Annotated in this window: 18 protein-coding genes; 3 read left to right on the plus strand and 15 right to left on the minus strand. The window is 53.9% G+C overall.

Features of this window, described 5'->3' with window-relative positions; all coding sequences use genetic code 11:
- Window positions 1-278: 278 nt before the first annotated feature.
- From CQ015_RS02015 to coaD, 9 genes are all read right to left on the minus strand, one after another.
- The gene (locus CQ015_RS02015; protein ID WP_105649217.1) at window positions 279-740 is read right to left on the minus strand and encodes an adenylyltransferase/cytidyltransferase family protein; all 462 of its coding nucleotides are present in this window, start codon (window positions 738-740) and stop codon (window positions 279-281) included.
- 66 nt (window positions 741-806) lie between these two features.
- Complete coding sequence (locus CQ015_RS02020; RefSeq protein ID WP_105649218.1) at window positions 807-1,697, minus strand: glycosyltransferase family 2 protein; 891 nt, start codon at window positions 1,695-1,697, stop codon at window positions 807-809.
- Between the two features lie 18 nt (window positions 1,698-1,715).
- Window positions 1,716-2,540 (minus strand): CDP-alcohol phosphatidyltransferase family protein, encoded by an 825-nt coding sequence (locus CQ015_RS02025; protein ID WP_105649219.1) that lies wholly within the window; start codon window positions 2,538-2,540, stop codon window positions 1,716-1,718.
- A complete protein-coding gene (locus tag CQ015_RS02030; RefSeq protein WP_374955673.1) occupies window positions 2,537-3,544 on the minus strand; it encodes a glycosyltransferase family 2 protein in 1,008 nt (335 codons plus the stop codon). The genes CQ015_RS02025 and CQ015_RS02030 overlap by 4 nt, the downstream gene beginning before the upstream one ends.
- Window positions 3,545-3,582: 38 nt before the next feature.
- Window positions 3,583-4,467 carry an ABC transporter ATP-binding protein gene (locus tag CQ015_RS02035; protein WP_258138435.1) on the minus strand — a complete coding sequence of 295 codons (885 nt, stop codon included), beginning with the start codon at window positions 4,465-4,467 and terminating at the stop codon, window positions 3,583-3,585.
- Window positions 4,457-5,305, minus strand: a complete 849-nt coding sequence (locus CQ015_RS02040) for an ABC transporter permease (RefSeq protein ID WP_105649221.1) — start codon at window positions 5,303-5,305, stop codon at window positions 4,457-4,459. Before CQ015_RS02040 ends, CQ015_RS02035 begins: the two co-directional genes overlap by 11 nt.
- A gap of 144 nt (window positions 5,306-5,449) precedes the next feature.
- Window positions 5,450-6,511 (minus strand): LCP family protein, encoded by a 1,062-nt coding sequence (locus CQ015_RS02045; RefSeq protein WP_105649222.1) that lies wholly within the window; start codon window positions 6,509-6,511, stop codon window positions 5,450-5,452.
- A 120-nt stretch (window positions 6,512-6,631) separates the two neighbouring features.
- Window positions 6,632-7,534, minus strand: a complete 903-nt coding sequence (gene galU, locus CQ015_RS02050) for a UTP--glucose-1-phosphate uridylyltransferase GalU (RefSeq protein ID WP_105649223.1) — start codon at window positions 7,532-7,534, stop codon at window positions 6,632-6,634.
- Between the two features lie 77 nt (window positions 7,535-7,611).
- Entirely contained in the window at window positions 7,612-8,085 is a 474-nt protein-coding gene (gene coaD, locus CQ015_RS02055; protein ID WP_105649224.1) for a pantetheine-phosphate adenylyltransferase, read from the minus strand.
- Window positions 8,086-8,198: 113 nt separating this feature from the next.
- Here coaD and CQ015_RS02060 point away from each other — a divergent pair, with 113 nt between their 5' ends.
- Window positions 8,199-9,410 carry an aminotransferase class I/II-fold pyridoxal phosphate-dependent enzyme gene (locus CQ015_RS02060; RefSeq protein ID WP_105649225.1) on the plus strand — a complete coding sequence of 404 codons (1,212 nt, stop codon included), beginning with the start codon at window positions 8,199-8,201 and terminating at the stop codon, window positions 9,408-9,410.
- Window positions 9,407-10,189, plus strand: a complete 783-nt coding sequence (locus CQ015_RS02065; RefSeq protein ID WP_105649226.1) for a spermidine synthase — start codon at window positions 9,407-9,409, stop codon at window positions 10,187-10,189. The genes CQ015_RS02060 and CQ015_RS02065 overlap by 4 nt, the downstream gene beginning before the upstream one ends.
- Here the strand turns inward: CQ015_RS02065 and rsmD are convergent.
- Genes rsmD through CQ015_RS02085 form a run of 4 tightly spaced genes read right to left on the minus strand, consistent with a single transcriptional unit; the run spans window position 10,160 to window position 14,993 of the window.
- A complete protein-coding gene (rsmD, locus tag CQ015_RS02070; RefSeq protein ID WP_105649227.1) occupies window positions 10,160-10,750 on the minus strand; it encodes a 16S rRNA (guanine(966)-N(2))-methyltransferase RsmD in 591 nt (196 codons plus the stop codon). The genes CQ015_RS02065 and rsmD overlap by 30 nt on opposite strands.
- Window positions 10,751-10,779: 29 nt before the next feature.
- Entirely contained in the window at window positions 10,780-12,969 is a 2,190-nt protein-coding gene (gene recG, locus CQ015_RS02075; protein WP_105649228.1) for an ATP-dependent DNA helicase RecG, read from the minus strand.
- The gene (locus tag CQ015_RS02080; protein WP_181148279.1) at window positions 12,959-13,924 is read right to left on the minus strand and encodes a DAK2 domain-containing protein; all 966 of its coding nucleotides are present in this window, start codon (window positions 13,922-13,924) and stop codon (window positions 12,959-12,961) included. Before CQ015_RS02080 ends, recG begins: the two co-directional genes overlap by 11 nt.
- Window positions 13,925-13,946: 22 nt before the next feature.
- A complete protein-coding gene (locus CQ015_RS02085; protein ID WP_105649229.1) occupies window positions 13,947-14,993 on the minus strand; it encodes an LCP family protein in 1,047 nt (348 codons plus the stop codon).
- A 66-nt stretch (window positions 14,994-15,059) separates the two neighbouring features.
- On the opposite strand from CQ015_RS02085, the gene CQ015_RS02090 reads away from it, so the two are divergent.
- Entirely contained in the window at window positions 15,060-15,581 is a 522-nt protein-coding gene (locus CQ015_RS02090; RefSeq protein WP_308727283.1) for a DUF3515 domain-containing protein, read from the plus strand.
- Between the two features lie 65 nt (window positions 15,582-15,646).
- On the opposite strand, the gene CQ015_RS02095 is transcribed toward CQ015_RS02090, so the two are convergent.
- Together CQ015_RS02095 and CQ015_RS02100 are read right to left on the minus strand one after the other, a co-directional pair.
- The gene (locus CQ015_RS02095; protein WP_105649230.1) at window positions 15,647-16,759 is read right to left on the minus strand and encodes a D-alanine--D-alanine ligase family protein; all 1,113 of its coding nucleotides are present in this window, start codon (window positions 16,757-16,759) and stop codon (window positions 15,647-15,649) included.
- Window positions 16,759-17,793, minus strand: coding sequence for an NAD(P)H-dependent glycerol-3-phosphate dehydrogenase (locus tag CQ015_RS02100; protein WP_258138427.1), 1,035 nt, complete (start codon window positions 17,791-17,793; stop codon window positions 16,759-16,761). The genes CQ015_RS02095 and CQ015_RS02100 overlap by 1 nt, the downstream gene beginning before the upstream one ends.
- Between the last annotated feature and the right edge of the window lie 13 nt (window positions 17,794-17,806).

The following is a 17,806-nucleotide window of genomic DNA, read 5'->3' on the forward strand; positions in this document are numbered from 1 at the left end:
CGGGTCTGTGGCATAAACCCGACCCGAAAAACTCGTCGTACGGGTTCTATTCAAATCACGACGTGACTTTCAGCCCGCCTCGTGCCGGTGAGCGAAGCAGTCAAGGAAATATTCGGAATGCGGAGCAGCCAAGCAGTTCCGGACTTTCTGCGGATACAAGCCGAGTCATTAGGAATGCTCTGTGACTAATCGATGTAGCCGGTTGCCAAGCGACAGCATTCCGGGCAATCAATCGCTTCTTGGGGCATCTTCCTCGGGGAGAAAACCACTCACTCCGACTAGCTCAGTTCCTTAACGATTTGGCTCAACGAGTCCAAGGTATTTTTCAATGATTCAACATGCCGCTCATCGAATTCGCTCAATACGCGTTTCATCTCGGTAGTCGAGATCCCGGCGGTGCGCGGCAAGTAGACTACTTCTACTTCGTCGCCCAGGTCATCAAATTTGCCCTTCCAGTCTTCGCCGATGCCAAAGACCTTCGCATCATATTTTTTGATGTCCAAACGCTTCTGCTCCCAGTTCTCTTCCGGGATCGCCAAATCAACATACTTGATGGCTTGGACGATTTCTAGACGCTGCGCAAACGGAACAACGGGCTTCTTGCCCTTGATCGCATTGAATTCATCAGTTGATACGCCGACGACGAGTCGGTCACCTTTTTCCTTCAGGCGCTTGAGAATATTCAGGTGTCCAATATGGAACAAGTCGAAGGTTCCGTAAGTGAGAACTGTTTTAGTCATGTTTACCTCCGCGCCATTTAGCTGGTGCATAGTTATAGTGGCGAGCTATGTCGCTCGCCATAAGTTTTAAAGTACTGGTGGTCTTCCCGCCATAGTCATTCTAAGCACGGTTGACCATCTAAGCTTAGGCCGAGCTTCTCGATGCCAGGGGCTTCCACGCCAGCCAGCGCGCCAACCAGCCACATATTGACTGACTGCAGAACGATTTTTCCTCATCCTGAGGCACTCAACCAAGAGCCATGAAGTTGGATAGATCCAGCACAAGGGAGCCGGCAGATTTCGACGTGCCAGCCATACCCTGTTTCGTGCGTTGAGCCGGTAAAACTCGTCGTGGCGACGCGGGTCAACCACTGGATGGCCGATCCTCATGTCTCCGGCATACCAAACATAGTGTCCGGTGTCCCAGATGCGCCAAGCTAGTTCGATTCCCTCATGTGCGTACCAGAAACCGGCGGCCCAGCCCCCAGTTTGGTCAAATAGCGCGCGAGGGCTGACCAAGCAGGTCTCCCCCACGTGGAAAACCTTGCTTGGTTCTTCTGCCGTGCGCTTATTCAAGCGAGGGATCCAACGGGTGGGATCATTCTCGAAAGATTTCGGATCGGTAATACGCGGCTGCAGCAATCCCATCTTCGGATAGCTCTTGAAGCGCTCAACTGAGGTAATCAAAAAGTCATCGTCAAGGAACCAAGAGTCATCATCGAGAAAGCAGAGAAATTCGCCTTCAACTAGACTCACACCGGCATTGCGGCCCGCAGGAATTCCAAGGTTCTCCGGAAGGAAATGCGTCTTTATGGATGAAGGGATATCAACAGGGTCCCAACCATTGCCAACGACCACGGCGTCAATCTGTACTGACTCCTGGGCAAGTAGGGAGTCCAAAGCACGCCGCAACTCTGCGGGGCGATTTCCCATTGTCAGCACTACGACACCGACGCGAGGTAATTCTTTTTCAGACATCTTCTTCCTCCCTTCGAACTAACTAGCTTTAAGCCGTGTGGACGCCATGTTCGCGATGAAATGACCAACATTAACCAAGACGGTTGCTGGCAATAGAATCCAAATCATCCACTTTTCGGCAATTCCAGGAACTCCTGCCAGAGCGGAGATGATTGAACAAGCCAAAATTACCAAGCTGAGTTCCACCGCGTGAAGCATCCGGTGGAAGGGCAAGAAGCGGGCCAGCGAACGCAAGCGACCTACGATGGATGTCACTGGAATTGAACGCGCATCCGCGGTATCTGGAAGTTTCGCCAGTCCAGCCATGCTCCGTGCAGCATGCACCATCAAGGACTGGGACCTGTTTAATACAAGCAACACAGCTAGGCACCCAGCCATGAACAGTGTTGGCCAGGCTTGGACTGAGCTTGCTCCGCCTGCCGATAGTTCCAGGAAAACGCGATATCCCAAGGCAATAGGTATTAGGGCTTCGGTCGTATGGTGACCGACCATGTCGATAAAAATGCCACGTGGTGACTGCGTACCACGCCACCGAGCGACTTCCCCGTCCGAACAATCAAAGTAAAGCTGGACTTGCGACAGTACCACCGCGAGAATGGGGCCCCAGATCCCCGGGATCAGCAATGCCAGGGACATGCACCAACCGGCAAGAATCATCAACCCGGTAACACCATTGGCCGAGATACGGGTGCGGACCAACACTGCGGTGAGATAAATCGAGATATGGCGCAGGTACAGCTCAGCTGTCCAGTGTTCCGCGTTCTTGCGCGCGCGGACTTCAGGGGGTTGGCAAACGGCCCGCAGCTCTTCTAGCGTGGGCCGAGTCGGGCGCTCGGCAATCATTTGATTCGCCCTTTGTCGAGAGTACTTCCTGCTCCCACTGCACGGCCCTTGATATAACCGGCGGCCCATGGAAGGTGTATGGCCGGGAAGGTGGCCGCGGTAAGCAGCTTTTCCTTGAGGCCTTCTCCCTTGGCACGAAAGCCGGCGAGCAAGGTGCACACGCCGTAGAGAACCGGAATTGCTTTACTGAGCGTCAGCAGGATATTGACTGGCTTCGGAAGTCTTTCACCAGCCATCGGCTGAATTACTGTTGAAGCTATTCCCGCGCCAATCCCGGCAAGGAGCAATGGAGGAAGGTCATGGCGCAACGACTTGCCCTCTGGGAAACGACGAGCAATTTCCCCGCGCCAAGTTCCGGAGGCAAATGACTGCTTAATCAGGGAAGGGAAGTTGTCCCGCGGGTAGTAGCCAACTTTAAGTTCCGGATCAAACCAGACCTTATGCCCAGCCTGCCGAATTCGCAGGCATAGCTCCCAGTCTTGAGCACGCCACATGTTTTCGTCGAAATAGCCCACTTCTTCAAAAACTTCGCGACGGAAGATACCTAGGTATGCTGACTCCGCTTCGCCCTCGGGTGCGCCCGAATGGTAAGCAGGTCCGCCAAAACCGAACTTCGAGTGATAAGCCGCGGCAACGGCCCGTTGGAGTACAGTGCGGCCACGGGCGTCCATAAGGCCACCCACGTCGTGTGCGCCTACTCGATTCAAAGTCTCAATGCCCTGCTTCGTGTACGAAGCGGGCAGTTCGCTATGCGCATCGACGCGAATAACAATCGGATTCGTCGAGTTGCGGATGGCGAGATTCAGCGCAATCGGGGTTCGCCCTTGCGGGTTGTCTACCAAGGTGATGCGAGAGTCTTGAGCCGCGAGGCGCTGTGCGACATGATTCGTCTCATCCGTGCTTGGACCCAATGCAAGCACCAGCTCCTTGTCACCGTCGTAGTCCTGAGCCAAGATCGATTCAACTGCTTCTTGAAGGTAGTTGGCTTCGTTCAGCACAGGCATTACGTAGGCAACGCCAGGATATTCAGTCATCCGTCCCTTTATTTCTTCTTCAGGTGTGCTTGATAGGCCTTGATCACGGAGTCAGGGTCGCCATCCATTTTCTGGACGCCCTTTTCAATCCAGATGCAACGGTTGCAGGTTTCCTTGATGGAATTCATGGAGTGGGACACGTTGAAGATCGTTCCCGCGTTCTCACGGATTTCGCGGATCTTCGCTTCACTGCGTTTTTTGAACTTCGCGTCACCGACCGCCAAGGCCTCGTCGATAATCAAGATGTCGTGCTGCTTCGACGCCGCTATTGCAAATTTAAGGCGCGCGCTCATGCCGGAAGAGTAAGTTCGCATGGGCAAATCGATAAATTCTTCAAGTTCGGCAAACTTGATGATATCTTCGCGCATCTTCTCGACTTCTTGACGGTTGTAGCCAAGGGCGAGTCCACCAAGAGTAATATTCTTATCTCCCGAGAGTCCAGGGATAAGGGCAGCGCCGACGCCCAAAAGGCTCGGGCGCGATCTTGCAAACACGCTTCCGGAAGCAGGAGGAGTCAAGCCCGTTATGGCCTTGAGCAACGTCGACTTACCTGAACCATTTGATCCGATAACTCCGATTGACTCATTCTCATAAGCTACGAAGGAGATCCCTTTCAGGGCATGAACCGTACGGACACCGCGCATATTTGACTGGAGCAACCGACGAGCGCCAGAAGCTCCCACCGCTTTGCCACTTGAGTACACCTGGTACTTCACGTGGAGGTTATCCACCATGACTACAGGTTGGCGGCTGGAATCAATACTGAGATTCGAGCTCGTGACGTCTTCCGCGCCCACCACATCAATAAATGACGTGTCGTCTGAAAAAATCCGTTCTGGCTCATATTCCGGGTGTAATTCAGGATTGATGAGGTCATCAAAATTAATCCGCACGGCCGTAACGCTCCTCAGCTTTCCAGAAGTAAACAAGCCCGACCACCAAAGTTGCTAATGCCCAAAGACCAACAACAAACCAAGCACGCGGATCATAAGGACTATTATCCATAATCATTGCTCGTGCAATGCTCAGGGTCTGGTACAGCGGGTGATAGTCAAAGATCGCGACCATCCATGGCCATTGGTTCAGGATTCGATCAACACTGAACAACACGCCTGATGTATAGAACAGGACTCGTCCGATCAGCGGCAGAATGTTCGTAAAGTCTCGGATATGAACGGTAATACGCGCACAGATAAGGGCCACACCCATGTTAAACACGCTGAATATAAGCACGAGAGGAATGATCACGAACCAGGTCCATTTCGGAGCTGTGCCCAATATGAGCGCGTAAACGAACATTACGCCTAGCATTGGCGCCAAAGTTAGAAGATTTTGAGTAACTTGCGCTACCGGGAGCGAAAGCCGTGGGAATGCTAACGACTGCACAAGTGCCGTATTTCCTGTAATCGACTTTGCACCGCCATTCATCGAAGTCGTAAAGAATTCGAAAAGGAACACACCGATGACTACGAAGATCGGGAAATCCGCCGGCTTACTCTCACCCTGCAGGACGCCGAAAATGAACCCATACATCAAGGCATTGAAGGTTGGCTTAAGTACCACCCAAATCATCCCAAGACGGTTGCGTTCGTTCTGCGATTGTACGCGGGCCTTGGCAAGTTCATAAATGAATTCGCGACGACTCCAAGTCTGCTTCAGGTAATTAGCCAATGACGGCCTTGCCCCTACTCGGTGCAAGCCGTACTTCTCGGCCTCCTCCGCAACTGTCATGTGCAAAATGTCCTCTTGTCGAATGCTAACTACTACTTGAATTCGTAAGCACAGATGATCAAAGTCTAGTTTACGAGTGGTGGTTACACGTGATTTCGCGCTGCGTACGCGAGTGCAATTGCTCCCACTCGTGCTTGGGCAGGTCTACTCTGGCGGGTATTCAGCCAAATAATTTGCCATCGTATCGGTTTGCAGTGCCTCAGAAATTTGAGCGACTGCAAGTTCGCTGACAAGTTCGATTGACTGCCCATCGGCACTAGTGGAACTACCTGCAGTCGGCATCGTGAACATCTCCAGGTTTTCGGTGTCCACGTTTTTGAGCTGCATGCCCAAACCAACTAGTGTCGCCGCATCGAATTGTGAGTCGAAGGTGAGGTAAGGCGAAACTTTATCTACAATATCGTAGAGCTTCACCGGATTGGTGAGCGTATCGTTGGACAGCATCTGGTTCACAGCCGCAACGAGGAATGTCCGTTGATTCTTGACGCGCTGGTAATCACCGTCGCTGAATGACTTTCGTTCACGTACGAAACGCAAGGCACGATCCCCTTCAAGAGTGACCTCGCCTGCAGGATAGAAGTAGTCCGTGTCATTCGCGGTGAAGGGTATTTCATTGGAGACCGTAACGCCGCCCAGGGCCGTGGAAAGCTCTCGGAAGCCCTCAAAATCTATCATCGCCACGTGATCAACTTTCGTGTCGAATAGACCTTCCACGGTTTGCATCAGTAACGGTACCCCTCCAAGCGACACCGCAGCGTTGAGCTTGTTCTGGCCATATCCTGGGATATCTACCCACATATCTCTGACCAAAGACATGATGTAAATTTGCTCTCGGTTTTCTGGAATATGCACCAGCATCATGGAGTCACTGCGTTGATTCACCGCGCCGTCTAGCGCCGCTGCGTCCGATTGCTCATCATCAGCATGATCTACTCCTAGCATCAAGATATTCATGGAGCCATCGTCGGGATCTTTGACAGGTCTCGAACTCTGCTGCTCATCGCTGTAGTCGATGGACAAGGTATTGGTTTTCGAATTGAACTGATGTTGAAGACTAAATAGGTAGAACCCTGCACTCAAGGCTGCAACGACTACGACCGCAACGACGGATAATAAAACGCCGCGCAGGCGGCGCTTCCGCCGTCGCTCCACACCGTAGCGCGCGCTACGAGACGTAAAGCTTTCACTTGTGTTTTGGGTATTCATTCCTGCAGCTTCTCAAAGAAAATCTAGGGTATGCCCATGTGGCAAGTTCAATGCTCGCTACAGGGGCAAAGAAAAAGACTACTCAAGATAAATGTGATTATCCTGAGTAGTCCCTTATGATTAGTCTTCGAGGTTTGCGACAAACGTCCTTAGCCACGTCTTCATGCCCGCGCCTAGTTCCTCGTTTTCAACGGCCAAAGTCACGTTTGCCTGGAGATAGCTCAGCTTGTCACCAGTGTCATAACGTCGGCCGCGGAAAACTACGGCATGCACTCCGGCTCCTTCATCGCTGCCCACAGCAAGCTCCTGAAGAGCATCCGTCAACTGAATTTCACCGCCGCGCCCCGGAGCCGTGTGCTCAAGCACTTCGAAAACTCTGGGGTGCAGCAGGTACCGGCCAATGATTGCCAGATTGCTTGGGGCTTCCTCCAAGCTCGGCTTCTCAACCAGGGCGTTCACTTTCACATAGTCTTCGCCCTCGACGACAGAAACGTCCGCACAGCCGTAGGCGCTAATCTGTTCAGGCTCGACCTCCATGAGCGCGATCACCGATCCACCGGTCTTCTGCTGGGTTTCTACCATGAGTGAAAGAAGTTCATCGCGTGAATCAATTAAGTCGTCCCCCAGCAAAACCGCGAAGGGTTCCTGCCCTACGTGCTGCTTTGCGCATAGGACCGCATGCCCAAGGCCTCGCGGGTCGCGTTGGCGAACGTAGTGAATATCGCCAAGTTCCGTTGCTTCCTGAACCGAACGCAACTTCTTTACGTCGCCTTTGGCTTCCAAGGATGCCTCCAAGGAAGGAACCCGATCGAAGTGATCTTCGAGAGCACGCTTGCTACGTCCGGTAATCATCAGCACATCATTCAGTCCCGCGTTCACGGCTTCGGCAACGACATACTGGATTGCAGGCTTATCAACTACGGGAAGCATCTCTTTAGGCATTGCCTTCGTTGCTGGCAAAAACCGAGTTCCCAGCCCGGCAGCTGGAATGACTGCCTTGGTAATTTTTGGAGTCAACGCCATTTTGATAATCCCTACTGTTCTCAAAAGGTAATTTAAATCTGATGAAGTAAGCAATCTTCATCTCTCGAGCAATGTTTCTAGCTCTTCTTCGACAATCGCTTGATAACCGCGCGTGGAAAGTATTCATTGACATCGCCACCGAGTGCCTGCACTTCTTTGAGCAGTGACGAAGACAAATGAGTAAATCTCGTGTCCGCCTGCAAGAAGACGGTTTCCACGCCGGTGAGGTGGCGGTTCATGGTGGCCATGGGGATCTCATAGGCATAATCCACGGTGCTGCGCAGCCCCTTGACAATGGCTTCGGCGCCCTGCTCCTTGCAGAAATCCGCGAGGAGCCCTTGGCCCATGGGCATTGCGGAAACTCCGCGAAGACCTCCTACTGTCTCTTCGACAATGGCTACTCGTTCTTCTTCGCTAAAACGATACTTCTTGGAGTAGTTCGTCGACACAGCAACGATTACCTCGTCAAAGAGGCTCGCCGCACGGGCAATGATCTCAACATGGCCATTGTGAATGGGATCAAAAGATCCTGGGCATACAGCTCTGCGCATATATTGAATCTATCAACAAACCGCTGATAGCGCGTGATTTTGAAGGGGCTGTCACGTAACGATTCATGCGTGTTACCTAACGCCAAAATCCTGATACGAAGCATAATTGACCTATGACCTACGAATCCACGCCATGGCGGCGTACCGCACACAGTGCAAACCTGATGGGACCAACGGGAGAACCCGGGGTCACAATCTTCGAGGAGATTACCGGTCTGGCAAATAAACACCAGGCAATAAATTTAGGTCAAGGATTCCCCGACACCGAAGGCCCTCAAGAAATTCGCGAATTGGCAGTCAAAGCCATACATGACGGAGCCAATCAGTACGCTCCAGGCAGCGGTATTCCTGCGTTGCGGCAGTCTATCGCGGCGCACCAGAATCGTTTTTATGGTTTGAAAATTGATCCGGATACACAGGTGGTAGTCTCCACCGGCGCCACGGAAGCTATCGCGGCGACAATTTTGGCATTTGTCGAGGCTGGTGACGAGGTAGTCACTTTTGAGCCTTACTACGACTCCTATGCAGCCATGATTGGGTTGGCAAATGCTGCGCACAAGGTGGTGAAACTGCGAGCACCATCATTCGCGCCAGATCTGGTTGAACTTCGGGCTGCCGTCACCGACAAGACACGATTAATCATTGTCAATAATCCGCATAATCCCACGGGCACGGTTTTCGACGAAAACGTCTTGAATGAAATCATTGCCCTCGCGCATAAGCATGATTGCATCATTATGGCGGATGAAGTCTATGAACACCTCACCTTCAATTCGCCGCATATCCCCGTCGCCTCTCTTGCTGGCGGTTTTGAACGCACGGTCACGATTTCCTCTGCCGGCAAATCGTTTTCCTTCACCGGATGGAAAGTTGGGTGGGCGTCTGGGCCTCGGGAACTCATTACCGCAGTACGAACAGTGAAACAGTTCCTTTCGTATTCCTCTGGACCAGCTTTCCAGCCAGCCGTCGCTGAGGCTCTGGCGCTTCCGGATTCATTCTTCAACAACTTTTCTGCCGATCTCGGTGCGCGAGGTGCACAACTTGCGGACGGGCTAGAAAAGGTGGGGATCCCGGTGATGCGCCCTAAAGGCACCTATTTCTTGGTCGCCGATCTCAAGGGACAGGGTGCAGAAAGCGCCGTGGACGTGGCGAAGCTAATGCCCGAACGAATCGGTGTGGCCGCAATACCGCTATCGGTTTTTGCGCACCAAGAAAATCAGTCGGATTATGCTTCTTTACTGCGTTTTGCCTTCTGCAAAAAACCCGAAGTCATTACACGCGCAGTAGAACTGCTGCAGAACCTACCCGGAGAGCTCGCTAAATGAGCAATAGACCCATCAAACGCTGGCTCGGTGGTGTTCAGGCTCATGCGACCATTTATGACGATGATCTAGTTCCCGGTGCCAAGATTCTCGCCATTGGTGGCGCCGAGCAGTCACATGTAAATTTGGCTGATCCGGAACAGATTTTCTATGAATACTTGGCTCGGATTGCCAATCATTTGAGCGTGTTGCGCCCCGAGCCAGAACCGTTAAAGTTCCTCCATCTGGGTGCCGGAGCGCTGACCTTAGCCCGTTGGGGCGCCCAACGCTATCCAAATAGCACGCACGTTGCTGTTGATATCGAACGCGAACTGCTCGACTTCGTACAGTCGCACCTTCCCTTGCCAAAAGAATGCGATTTACGGGCCATTGTGGCCGATGCCCGTGCGGTGCTTTACGAAGAACTGGCAGGTGAGCTCTATGACGTCATTGTCGTCGATATTTTTAGCGGACCAGAGGCACCGGCGCATCTGACCACGGCAGCGTACTATGCAGAACTTGCGAACTCGCTGGTTGCGGATGGACTGCTCTTCGTGAATATCGGAGATGACCCGCCCTTGGCCTTCACCGATCGCCAGGTGGCGGCCGCGCAAACTGTTTTCGAACACGTACTGCTCAGCTCAACTCCAGAAATGTTTACCCGGCGATTCCCCGGAAACCTCATCCTTACCGCGTCGAAAGCCAGGATCGACGAGCCGGCTATAGAGGCTTGCCAAGCTGCAGGTCCCTATCCGTCAGAGATCAAACATTCTCTAGCCTTGGACCGGTTCGGCAAACCATAGGTGCGTCTCTCCGTATTTCTTATCCGCGATCTTCTCAAGGCTCGACGGCCATTGCGGTTCAGGAGAACGGCTGGAACGTTCAACAATAAGGGTCGCGTCCTCGGAAAGAACCTTGGAGACTTTCTTCAAGGTCGCCGAGAGCTCCTGCTCTGTCAACGGGTACGGCGGATCCATGAAGACCAGGTCAAATGTCTTGCGGGGCAGGGAAGTTTCTTCGTCGAAGAAACCTGCGAGTATAGAATCCACCTTGCCTCGTTGGACCGAAGCAATCTTGTTCTTCAAGGCCTCATTGATTTTTGCGGCATTCTGCTGGCACACGCTTACAGCTTTTGGTGCCAGTTCCACCAGCAGCACCTGACGCGCGCCACGGCTGGCGGTTTCTAGCCCGAGAGCGCCGGAACCGGCAAAAAGGTCCAGCACTCGCGCCGAAGAAATGACGTTCCAGCTTTCCAGCCGGGAGAACAAAGCCTCCTTGACCCTGTCGGTGGTGGGCCTCGTGGCATCTCCAGGAACCGACTTCAAGGTAGTGCCACCGGCTATGCCGGAGATAATACGGCTCATGTGATGCTGCCACTTTCGAAAGATAGATATTAGTTTTTATTCAAGAATTCGCTGGTGGACTGATCGATCCACGATCCTACAACCGAGGCGAGCTGTGAGTGCTCGGTAGCCCAATTCCCGGATCGCATGAGCAGTTGAACGTCGTCACGGGCCGATTCGATCAAGCCACGATCTTTGATGATACTCAATTCACGCAGTGTTGACCGGCTACCGGACTGTTGAACGCCAAGGATATTTCCTTCCTTGCGTTCGGCAAGGTCCGCTTCGGCTAATTCGAATCCATCCAAAGTCGATTCAATGGTGCGCAGCCTATTCACCGACTGGTGATCGGCATCCAACCAGGTAGTCAGCAGGCAGGTACCCGGCAATCCTCCACGGCCGACACGACCGCGCAGCTGGTGGAGTTGTGAGATCCCGAATCTTTCGGCATCCATGATCACCATCAAGGTTGCGTTGTGCACGTCCACACCGACTTCAATCACCGTGGTGGATACCAGGACATCTATCTGCCCGGCTGCAAATTCATCCATGATCTCTTGCTTTTCATAGGAGTCAAGCTGCGAATGCAAAGCTTCCAGACGAACGTCCGTGAACGAAGGCATAGAGGATAGAAGCTCAAACATTGCTTCAACGCTCATGGTTTGGTTGGCCCCGTCTTCGGCGGTGGCTACCAAGATTCCTTGCTCCGCTGCCGTTTCTGAAATTCTCGGACAGACCACATACACCTGATGCCCTTTGGTGACTTCTTCTCGTATCCGTGAGAACAGCCGGTCCCGGTATCCGGTGAGCTGCATGGGAACGATATGCGTGGAGATGGGGGCGCGACCGGCAGGAAGCTTCCTGATGGTGGAGGTGTCCAAGTCGCCGAAGACAGTCATCGCCACCGTCCGTGGAATGGGCGTAGCGGTCATGACAAGGGTGTGAGGTACTGCGTCTTCACCCTTGGCCCGCAACGCATCACGCTGTTCGACACCGAATCGATGCTGTTCATCGATGACGACTAGGCCGAGCTCGGCAAATCGCACGTGTTCGCCGAGCAGTGCGTGCGTGCCGATGATCAGTCCGGTCTCCCCGCTGGCAATGCCTAACAAGGCTTCCCGGCGTTGAGCCGTTTTGGCGGAACCGGTCAGCAGCGCTACCCCAGTTCCCTCGCCCTCACCGAAGAGGCCTGGTTCGGCTAGGTCCCCCAGCATCTTCTTAATCGAGGAAAAATGCTGCGCGGCGAGGACCTCCGTCGGTGCCAACAGCGCCGCTTGTCCCCCGGCGTCAATGACTTGCAAGATTGCACGGAGGGCAACGACGGTTTTACCCGAACCAACTTCGCCTTGCAGCAATCGGTGCATGGGATGCGCTCTAGCTAGGTCGGCGGTGATCGCAGCCCCGACCTCTAGCTGATCGTCAGTGAGTTCGAAGGGCAATCTTGATTCGAATTTATCGGCGAGCCCGTCTTTGACTTGCGTTCGGGCGATTGCTGGCTGACTTCCCAGCTTTCGATTTCGTTCGGCGAGCGAAAGTTGCAGCAGAAAGGCCTCTTCGAAGGCAAAGCGCTGCCGGGCAATATACGCCTGTTTGATTTCGCGCGGGCTATGCCTATCCAGGTAGGCCTTCGCCCGACGAGGGTAATGATGCTGCTCGAGGATCTTCTCTGGCAGGAACTCCGGAAGCTGCTCTTCGGTGAACAAATCGGTGAGCAGGCCCATCAGGTCACGAATTTTCTTATTCGGCATTTTGGCCGAGGCCGGATAGATCGGTATTGGCCGCGGATCGGCCTGCTCGGCCGTGTCCAGAATTGCGTAATCCGGCTGGCTCAGCTGCAAATGATCTTGGTACCAGCCCACCTTGCCGCTGAACATCGCGATGGTTCCGATTTGCAGATCATTGCGCGCTTGGTAACCGTTGAAGAAGGTCATTCGCAGTTCTTGCCCATTGCTGGCAAGTTCATCGCTCACCGTCACTTCAAAGATGAAACCACGCCGTGAGTGCATCTGCCGCTGGCTGACGTTGACCACCTGGGCTACTACGGTGACATGTTCGTCAAAGGGCAGCTCGGCAATGGGGGTCAGCTCCCCTACGTCCACATAGCGGCGGGGAAAATGCCAGAGAAACTCTCCGACGGTGGTGTACCCGAAGGCCTTCTCTAGGGCTCCAGCATTCTTGGCGCCCAGAACCTCGGAGAGTTCGGCAAGCTCAAAAGTCTTCAAACGGACTTCATCCATCATGGGTACACAGATCTGTGACGCTGACGTTCACCGGCTCGCCCTGTTGACGGATGAGGTCTAGCGCAGCCTCTGCTTGGGCAACATGAACGTGGACTCGCCAACGGTAGAATTCTTCGCTGGTCGAATTGACCGGCGACATGATGACCGAATCTCCGACTCGATCCAGTTGGCCACGCAAGGTCGCAGCTCCCAAAGCGTCCAAGGTGATGGTGCACATGACCTCTACACCCTGGGCGTCGTTTTGGATCAGATGCACATGTGGGTCTTGGATATGGTACCCATGGAATCCTTCATAATATTCGAAATCCGTCTCGGTGCCGCGGACTGCAGCGCAAAGCTCATCAAGAATAACCAGCATCCCAACCGCCCCGGCATCTACTACGCCGGCACTTTCAAGGCTGGGCAACTCGTTTTCAGTGCCGTGCACGGCCATACGTGCGGCTTGGGATACCTGGCTTAGCACCGAATCCAGCGCTGCACGGCTTTCGGCATCGGTTTTCAGGTGGGCTAGCGTGGATCCGGCTGCCAGCGCGGCGGCACTGATCACCGAGAGCATGGTGCCCTCCACTGGCTCGCTTAGCGCAGACCATGAGCGGACCTTGGCGCGTTCCAGCCCCTTGGCCAGAATGCTGGCATTCAGCCGGTCATGACCCAGCCAAGGTTCCGCTAGACCGCTGAGGAAGACCGCAAGCAGCGTCCCCGAATTGCCACGCGCCGACTCCATGGCGGCGCGGGCGGCAACTTCCAAAAAGGCGCCGATATCATCGCTTTCCAACTTGCTGACCGCGTCTTGCCCCGCCCGGGCGGTGAGATACAGGTTGCTACCTGTATCTCCATCCGCCACGGGGAAAACATTAATGGCATTCAGCCGATCGGAATGATTCCCGAGACTCTTCACGCTCCGCTGCAACCATTCACCGATGGCGCGCACGGAGGTATCGAGTTTTTGTGTCATGGGAAATCGGGTCTTTCAGTTCTTAGCGGGAAAGGTCCGTGGTATTCACGAATTCTTCCATCTTGTCTTCCTGCAACGCGGTACCAAACTTGTCTATGGTTGCCATATCCGGAATGACAATCGACTGACCGTCCGCCGAACGGCCAGGGCCATTGTTCGGGAGCGTAAAGAATGTCATGTCGTTTGGACGCACATTCATCATCGAGGTGGCATAACCGGCCACGGTAGATGCATCCAACGATTCATCAACCGCGATAAATGGTGCCATCTCACTGACCACGCTATTAAGCTTAGCCGGATTGGTCAGGGTTTCCTTAGACATAATCTGCCCAAGCATTGCTTTGACAAACAGCTGCTGGTTCTTGACTCGTCCATAGTCGCTGCCCGGGAACGATTTGCGTTCACGAACAAAGGCCAAGGCCTGTTCTCCATCAAGGGTCTGGACACCAGCCGGGAAATACATGCCATTGGTAATTGACTGGCGGAAAGCCTGAGGATTGTTAACGGTCACGCCGCCAAGCGCGTCCGTCAATCCCTTGAATCCCTCAAAGTCAATTGATGCTACGTGGTTGATGCGCACCCCGAAGAGGCCCTCTAAGGTCTCAACTGCTTTTGGAACACCTCCGCTGGCAAAAGCACGGTTGATCTTCGCAGTACCGACGCCCGGAATTTCCAGCCAGGTATCGCGCATGACCGACGTGACATAAACGCCGTCGCGGTCAGCCGGAATATGCACCAGCATCATCGTGTCCGAACGACCACCATTGGGCAGTGTGCCAAAGTCATCTTCCGCATCATCAACATCACGAGTGGCTCGTGTATCGCTGCCAAGGAGCAGAATGTTTACGGCGTCCTTTGACTCTTCCTTAACTTCTGGACGAGTCTCCTCGGCCGGGAAAGCCTCGGCGATCTTGTCGCTCTTCTCATCGAAGGTGCGACCAAGATTCCATACGTACCCGCCGGCTACCAATCCGGCAATAACGACCAGTGCCAGAATACCGATAAGGATCCCACGCCCCGTACGTTTCTTCTTCGCACGCGGGCGTACAGGCTGTTCTTCAAAGGACATATGCTACCTTTCACAGTTTCAACTCTTTACATCCTATCTTTCAGAAACGAACGGTAGGCTGATAAAGTGCCAGTTTTCAGTAATAAGAGTCAAGAGTCATCAAAACTTAATCTAAGGATTAGGCGTACAGGAGCGCTATTCGTTGGAGTAGCAGTACTTGCACCGACGCTCTCCGCGTGCGCATCAATTGCCGCCGTTGAGCCTGCCGCAGATGCAGGAAATCCATTGTGCGCCGAGATGATGGTTATCCTCCCCGAATTCGTCGGCGATGCCGAGCGTCGAAGTACCAATTCACAGGCAACGTCCGTGTGGGGCGACCCTTCGAAGGTGGTCCTGCGATGCGGTGTCGAGGTGCCCGGACCAACTACGGATCCGTGCGTATCAGTCAATGATGTTGACTGGATTGCCCACGAGGGTGACGACGGGATTTGGACGCTGACCACCTACGGCCGCACGCCAGCTACCGAAGTTGTGTTGGATCCGCAAGTCATTCCATCCAGTACGGTCCTGGCTTCGCTTTCCCAAGCAGCCTCGCGCATTCCGGCCGAGGGTGCTTGCCTGACCGTCGATAAGAATGTGAATCTCTGATTAATGCAAAAGAAGTGTTTGACCGCGATCCTAATTCTTGCGCGGTCAAACACTTCTTGAGCGGTTTAGCGTAAACCGATTTTCCGCTCGCAGGCCAACGCAATCAACTCGTCAATCAAAGCGCTGTAGCCAATCCCGGTTTTGTCCCACATCTGCGGGTACATGCTGGAAGGCGTGAAGCCAGGCATGGTATTGATCTCGTTGATGATCCACTGGCCATCTGGCGTGTAGAAAAAGTCCACCCGAGACAATCCCTCGGCATCGATGGCTTCGAATGCTTTGACCGCCAGCTCACGAATGCTCGCCGTAGCCTCATCGCTGAGTACCGCCGGGCAGCTAAGTTTCGCGGCAGTGCCATCAACGTATTTGGCTTCGAAGTCATAAAAGGTATGACCATTATCAGCAACGGCGATTTCTCCGGGCATTGATGCACGGGCAGGCGCTGAGCGACGGCCTTCCAGTACCCCGCACTCAATTTCACGGCCACTGATTCCTTGCTCAACAATGACCTTTGGATCTTCAAGACGTGCCGTTTCAATGGCCGCTCGGAGATCTGAGAATTCATCAACTTTGGTGATGCCCACCGAAGACCCGGCCCGTGCAGGCTTGACGAACAAGGGGTACTGCAAGTTTTCGCAACGAGCCAGTGCGGCTGCGCTGTCGCGCAGCCATTGCTTGCTGGTTATCACTTCGTAGGGACCTACATTGAACCCCGCGTTTTCGAACACGACTTTCATAAAATGCTTGTCCATGCCCATGGCGCTGGCAGCAATGCCTGAACCTACGTAGGCGACGCCAGACATCTCAAGCATGCCTTGGATGGAGCCATCCTCGCCAAAGGGCCCGTGGAGCAGAGGGAATACAACGTCGATCTGTCCCAAATCCGTGATTTGAGAGTCCGAGTAATGCAGCAGGGATGTACGTTCAGAATCATTTGAGAGGTGGACCGGCCTGTCAGCCACGGCGATTTCGGGAAGTTTCCCGGAGCTCAACGTCCACCCCGATGAATCTTCATCGACTAAGGTCCAAGCACCATCGCGAGTAATCCCGACGGGGATCACATCAAATCGATCCTTGTCGATTTCCTGCATCACGCCGGCTGCGGTTACGCAGGAGACCGAATGTTCAGAGGAACGGCCGCCGAAGAGTAATAGCACCCGTGGTTTACGCTGACTCATTAATGCTGTTCCCCTTCAGATTTCAATTCTCGTGCCAGAAGTCGCTCAGCCATGTTCTCCACGCTTAAGTTTCCTTCCAGGACCATCACCACTGCTTCGGTGATAGGCATTTCTACCCCATGACTGCGTGAGAGATCAAAGACCGCACGGGCGGATTTGATCCCCTCGGCCGTCTGCGACATCCGGTCATTGACTTCTTCGATGAAAAGCCCCTGACCGAGCAGACGTCCGGCGGTGTTGTTTCGCGAAAGCGAGGATGAGCAGGTTGCGACTAAGTCGCCCAGACCGGACAGGCCAGCCAAGGTGTCCAACCGTCCGCCTAAGGAAATAACCAGGCGAGTGGTCTCCGCCAATCCACGCGTAATGACCGTGGACTTGGTGTTGTCCCCCATCCCCATGCCGTCGCACATTCCAACTGCCAGGGCAATGATGTTTTTTACAATGCCCCCAAGCTCTACGCCGAGCACGTCATCATTTGTATATGGACGGAAATAAGGCGCGGAGCATAACTGTGCGATCCAATGGGCGGTTTCATTGCTGGTGCAGGCAACCACCGAAGCGGTTGGTTGCTCGCGGGCAATTTCCATGGCCAAGTTCGGACCGGAAAGCACTGCAATGCGGTCTGCAGGAATTCCAGTGACCTCTGCCATGACTTCGCTCATACGCAAATCCGTACCGCGCTCCAGGCCCTTCATCAGGGAAAGCAAAACCACGTCTTGCTCAAAGTGCGCGGCGAACTTCGCTAATTCCTCACGAAGCGACTGCGCCGGAATTGCCAAGACCACCAGGTCTGCATTGGCCAGCACTTCTTCAACATTGGAAGATGCAGTCACATTTGCGGGAAGCCTCGTGTCACGCAAATAGCGCGAGTTCGTGTGCCGCTCATTGATTTCCTGTGCGGCTTCATCCCGACGAGCCCAAATTTGCACCGGAATGCCTTGTTCAGGCACCGCGTCCGCAAGCACCTTCGCAAAGGTTGTTCCCCAGCTTCCGGCACCCATGACGGCGATCTTACGTGGTAGCGGCTTACTCAAGGCATTTCCTTCG

Source organism: Arthrobacter sp. MYb221 (assembly GCF_002979835.1).
Classification (GTDB): domain Bacteria; phylum Actinomycetota; class Actinomycetes; order Actinomycetales; family Micrococcaceae; genus Glutamicibacter.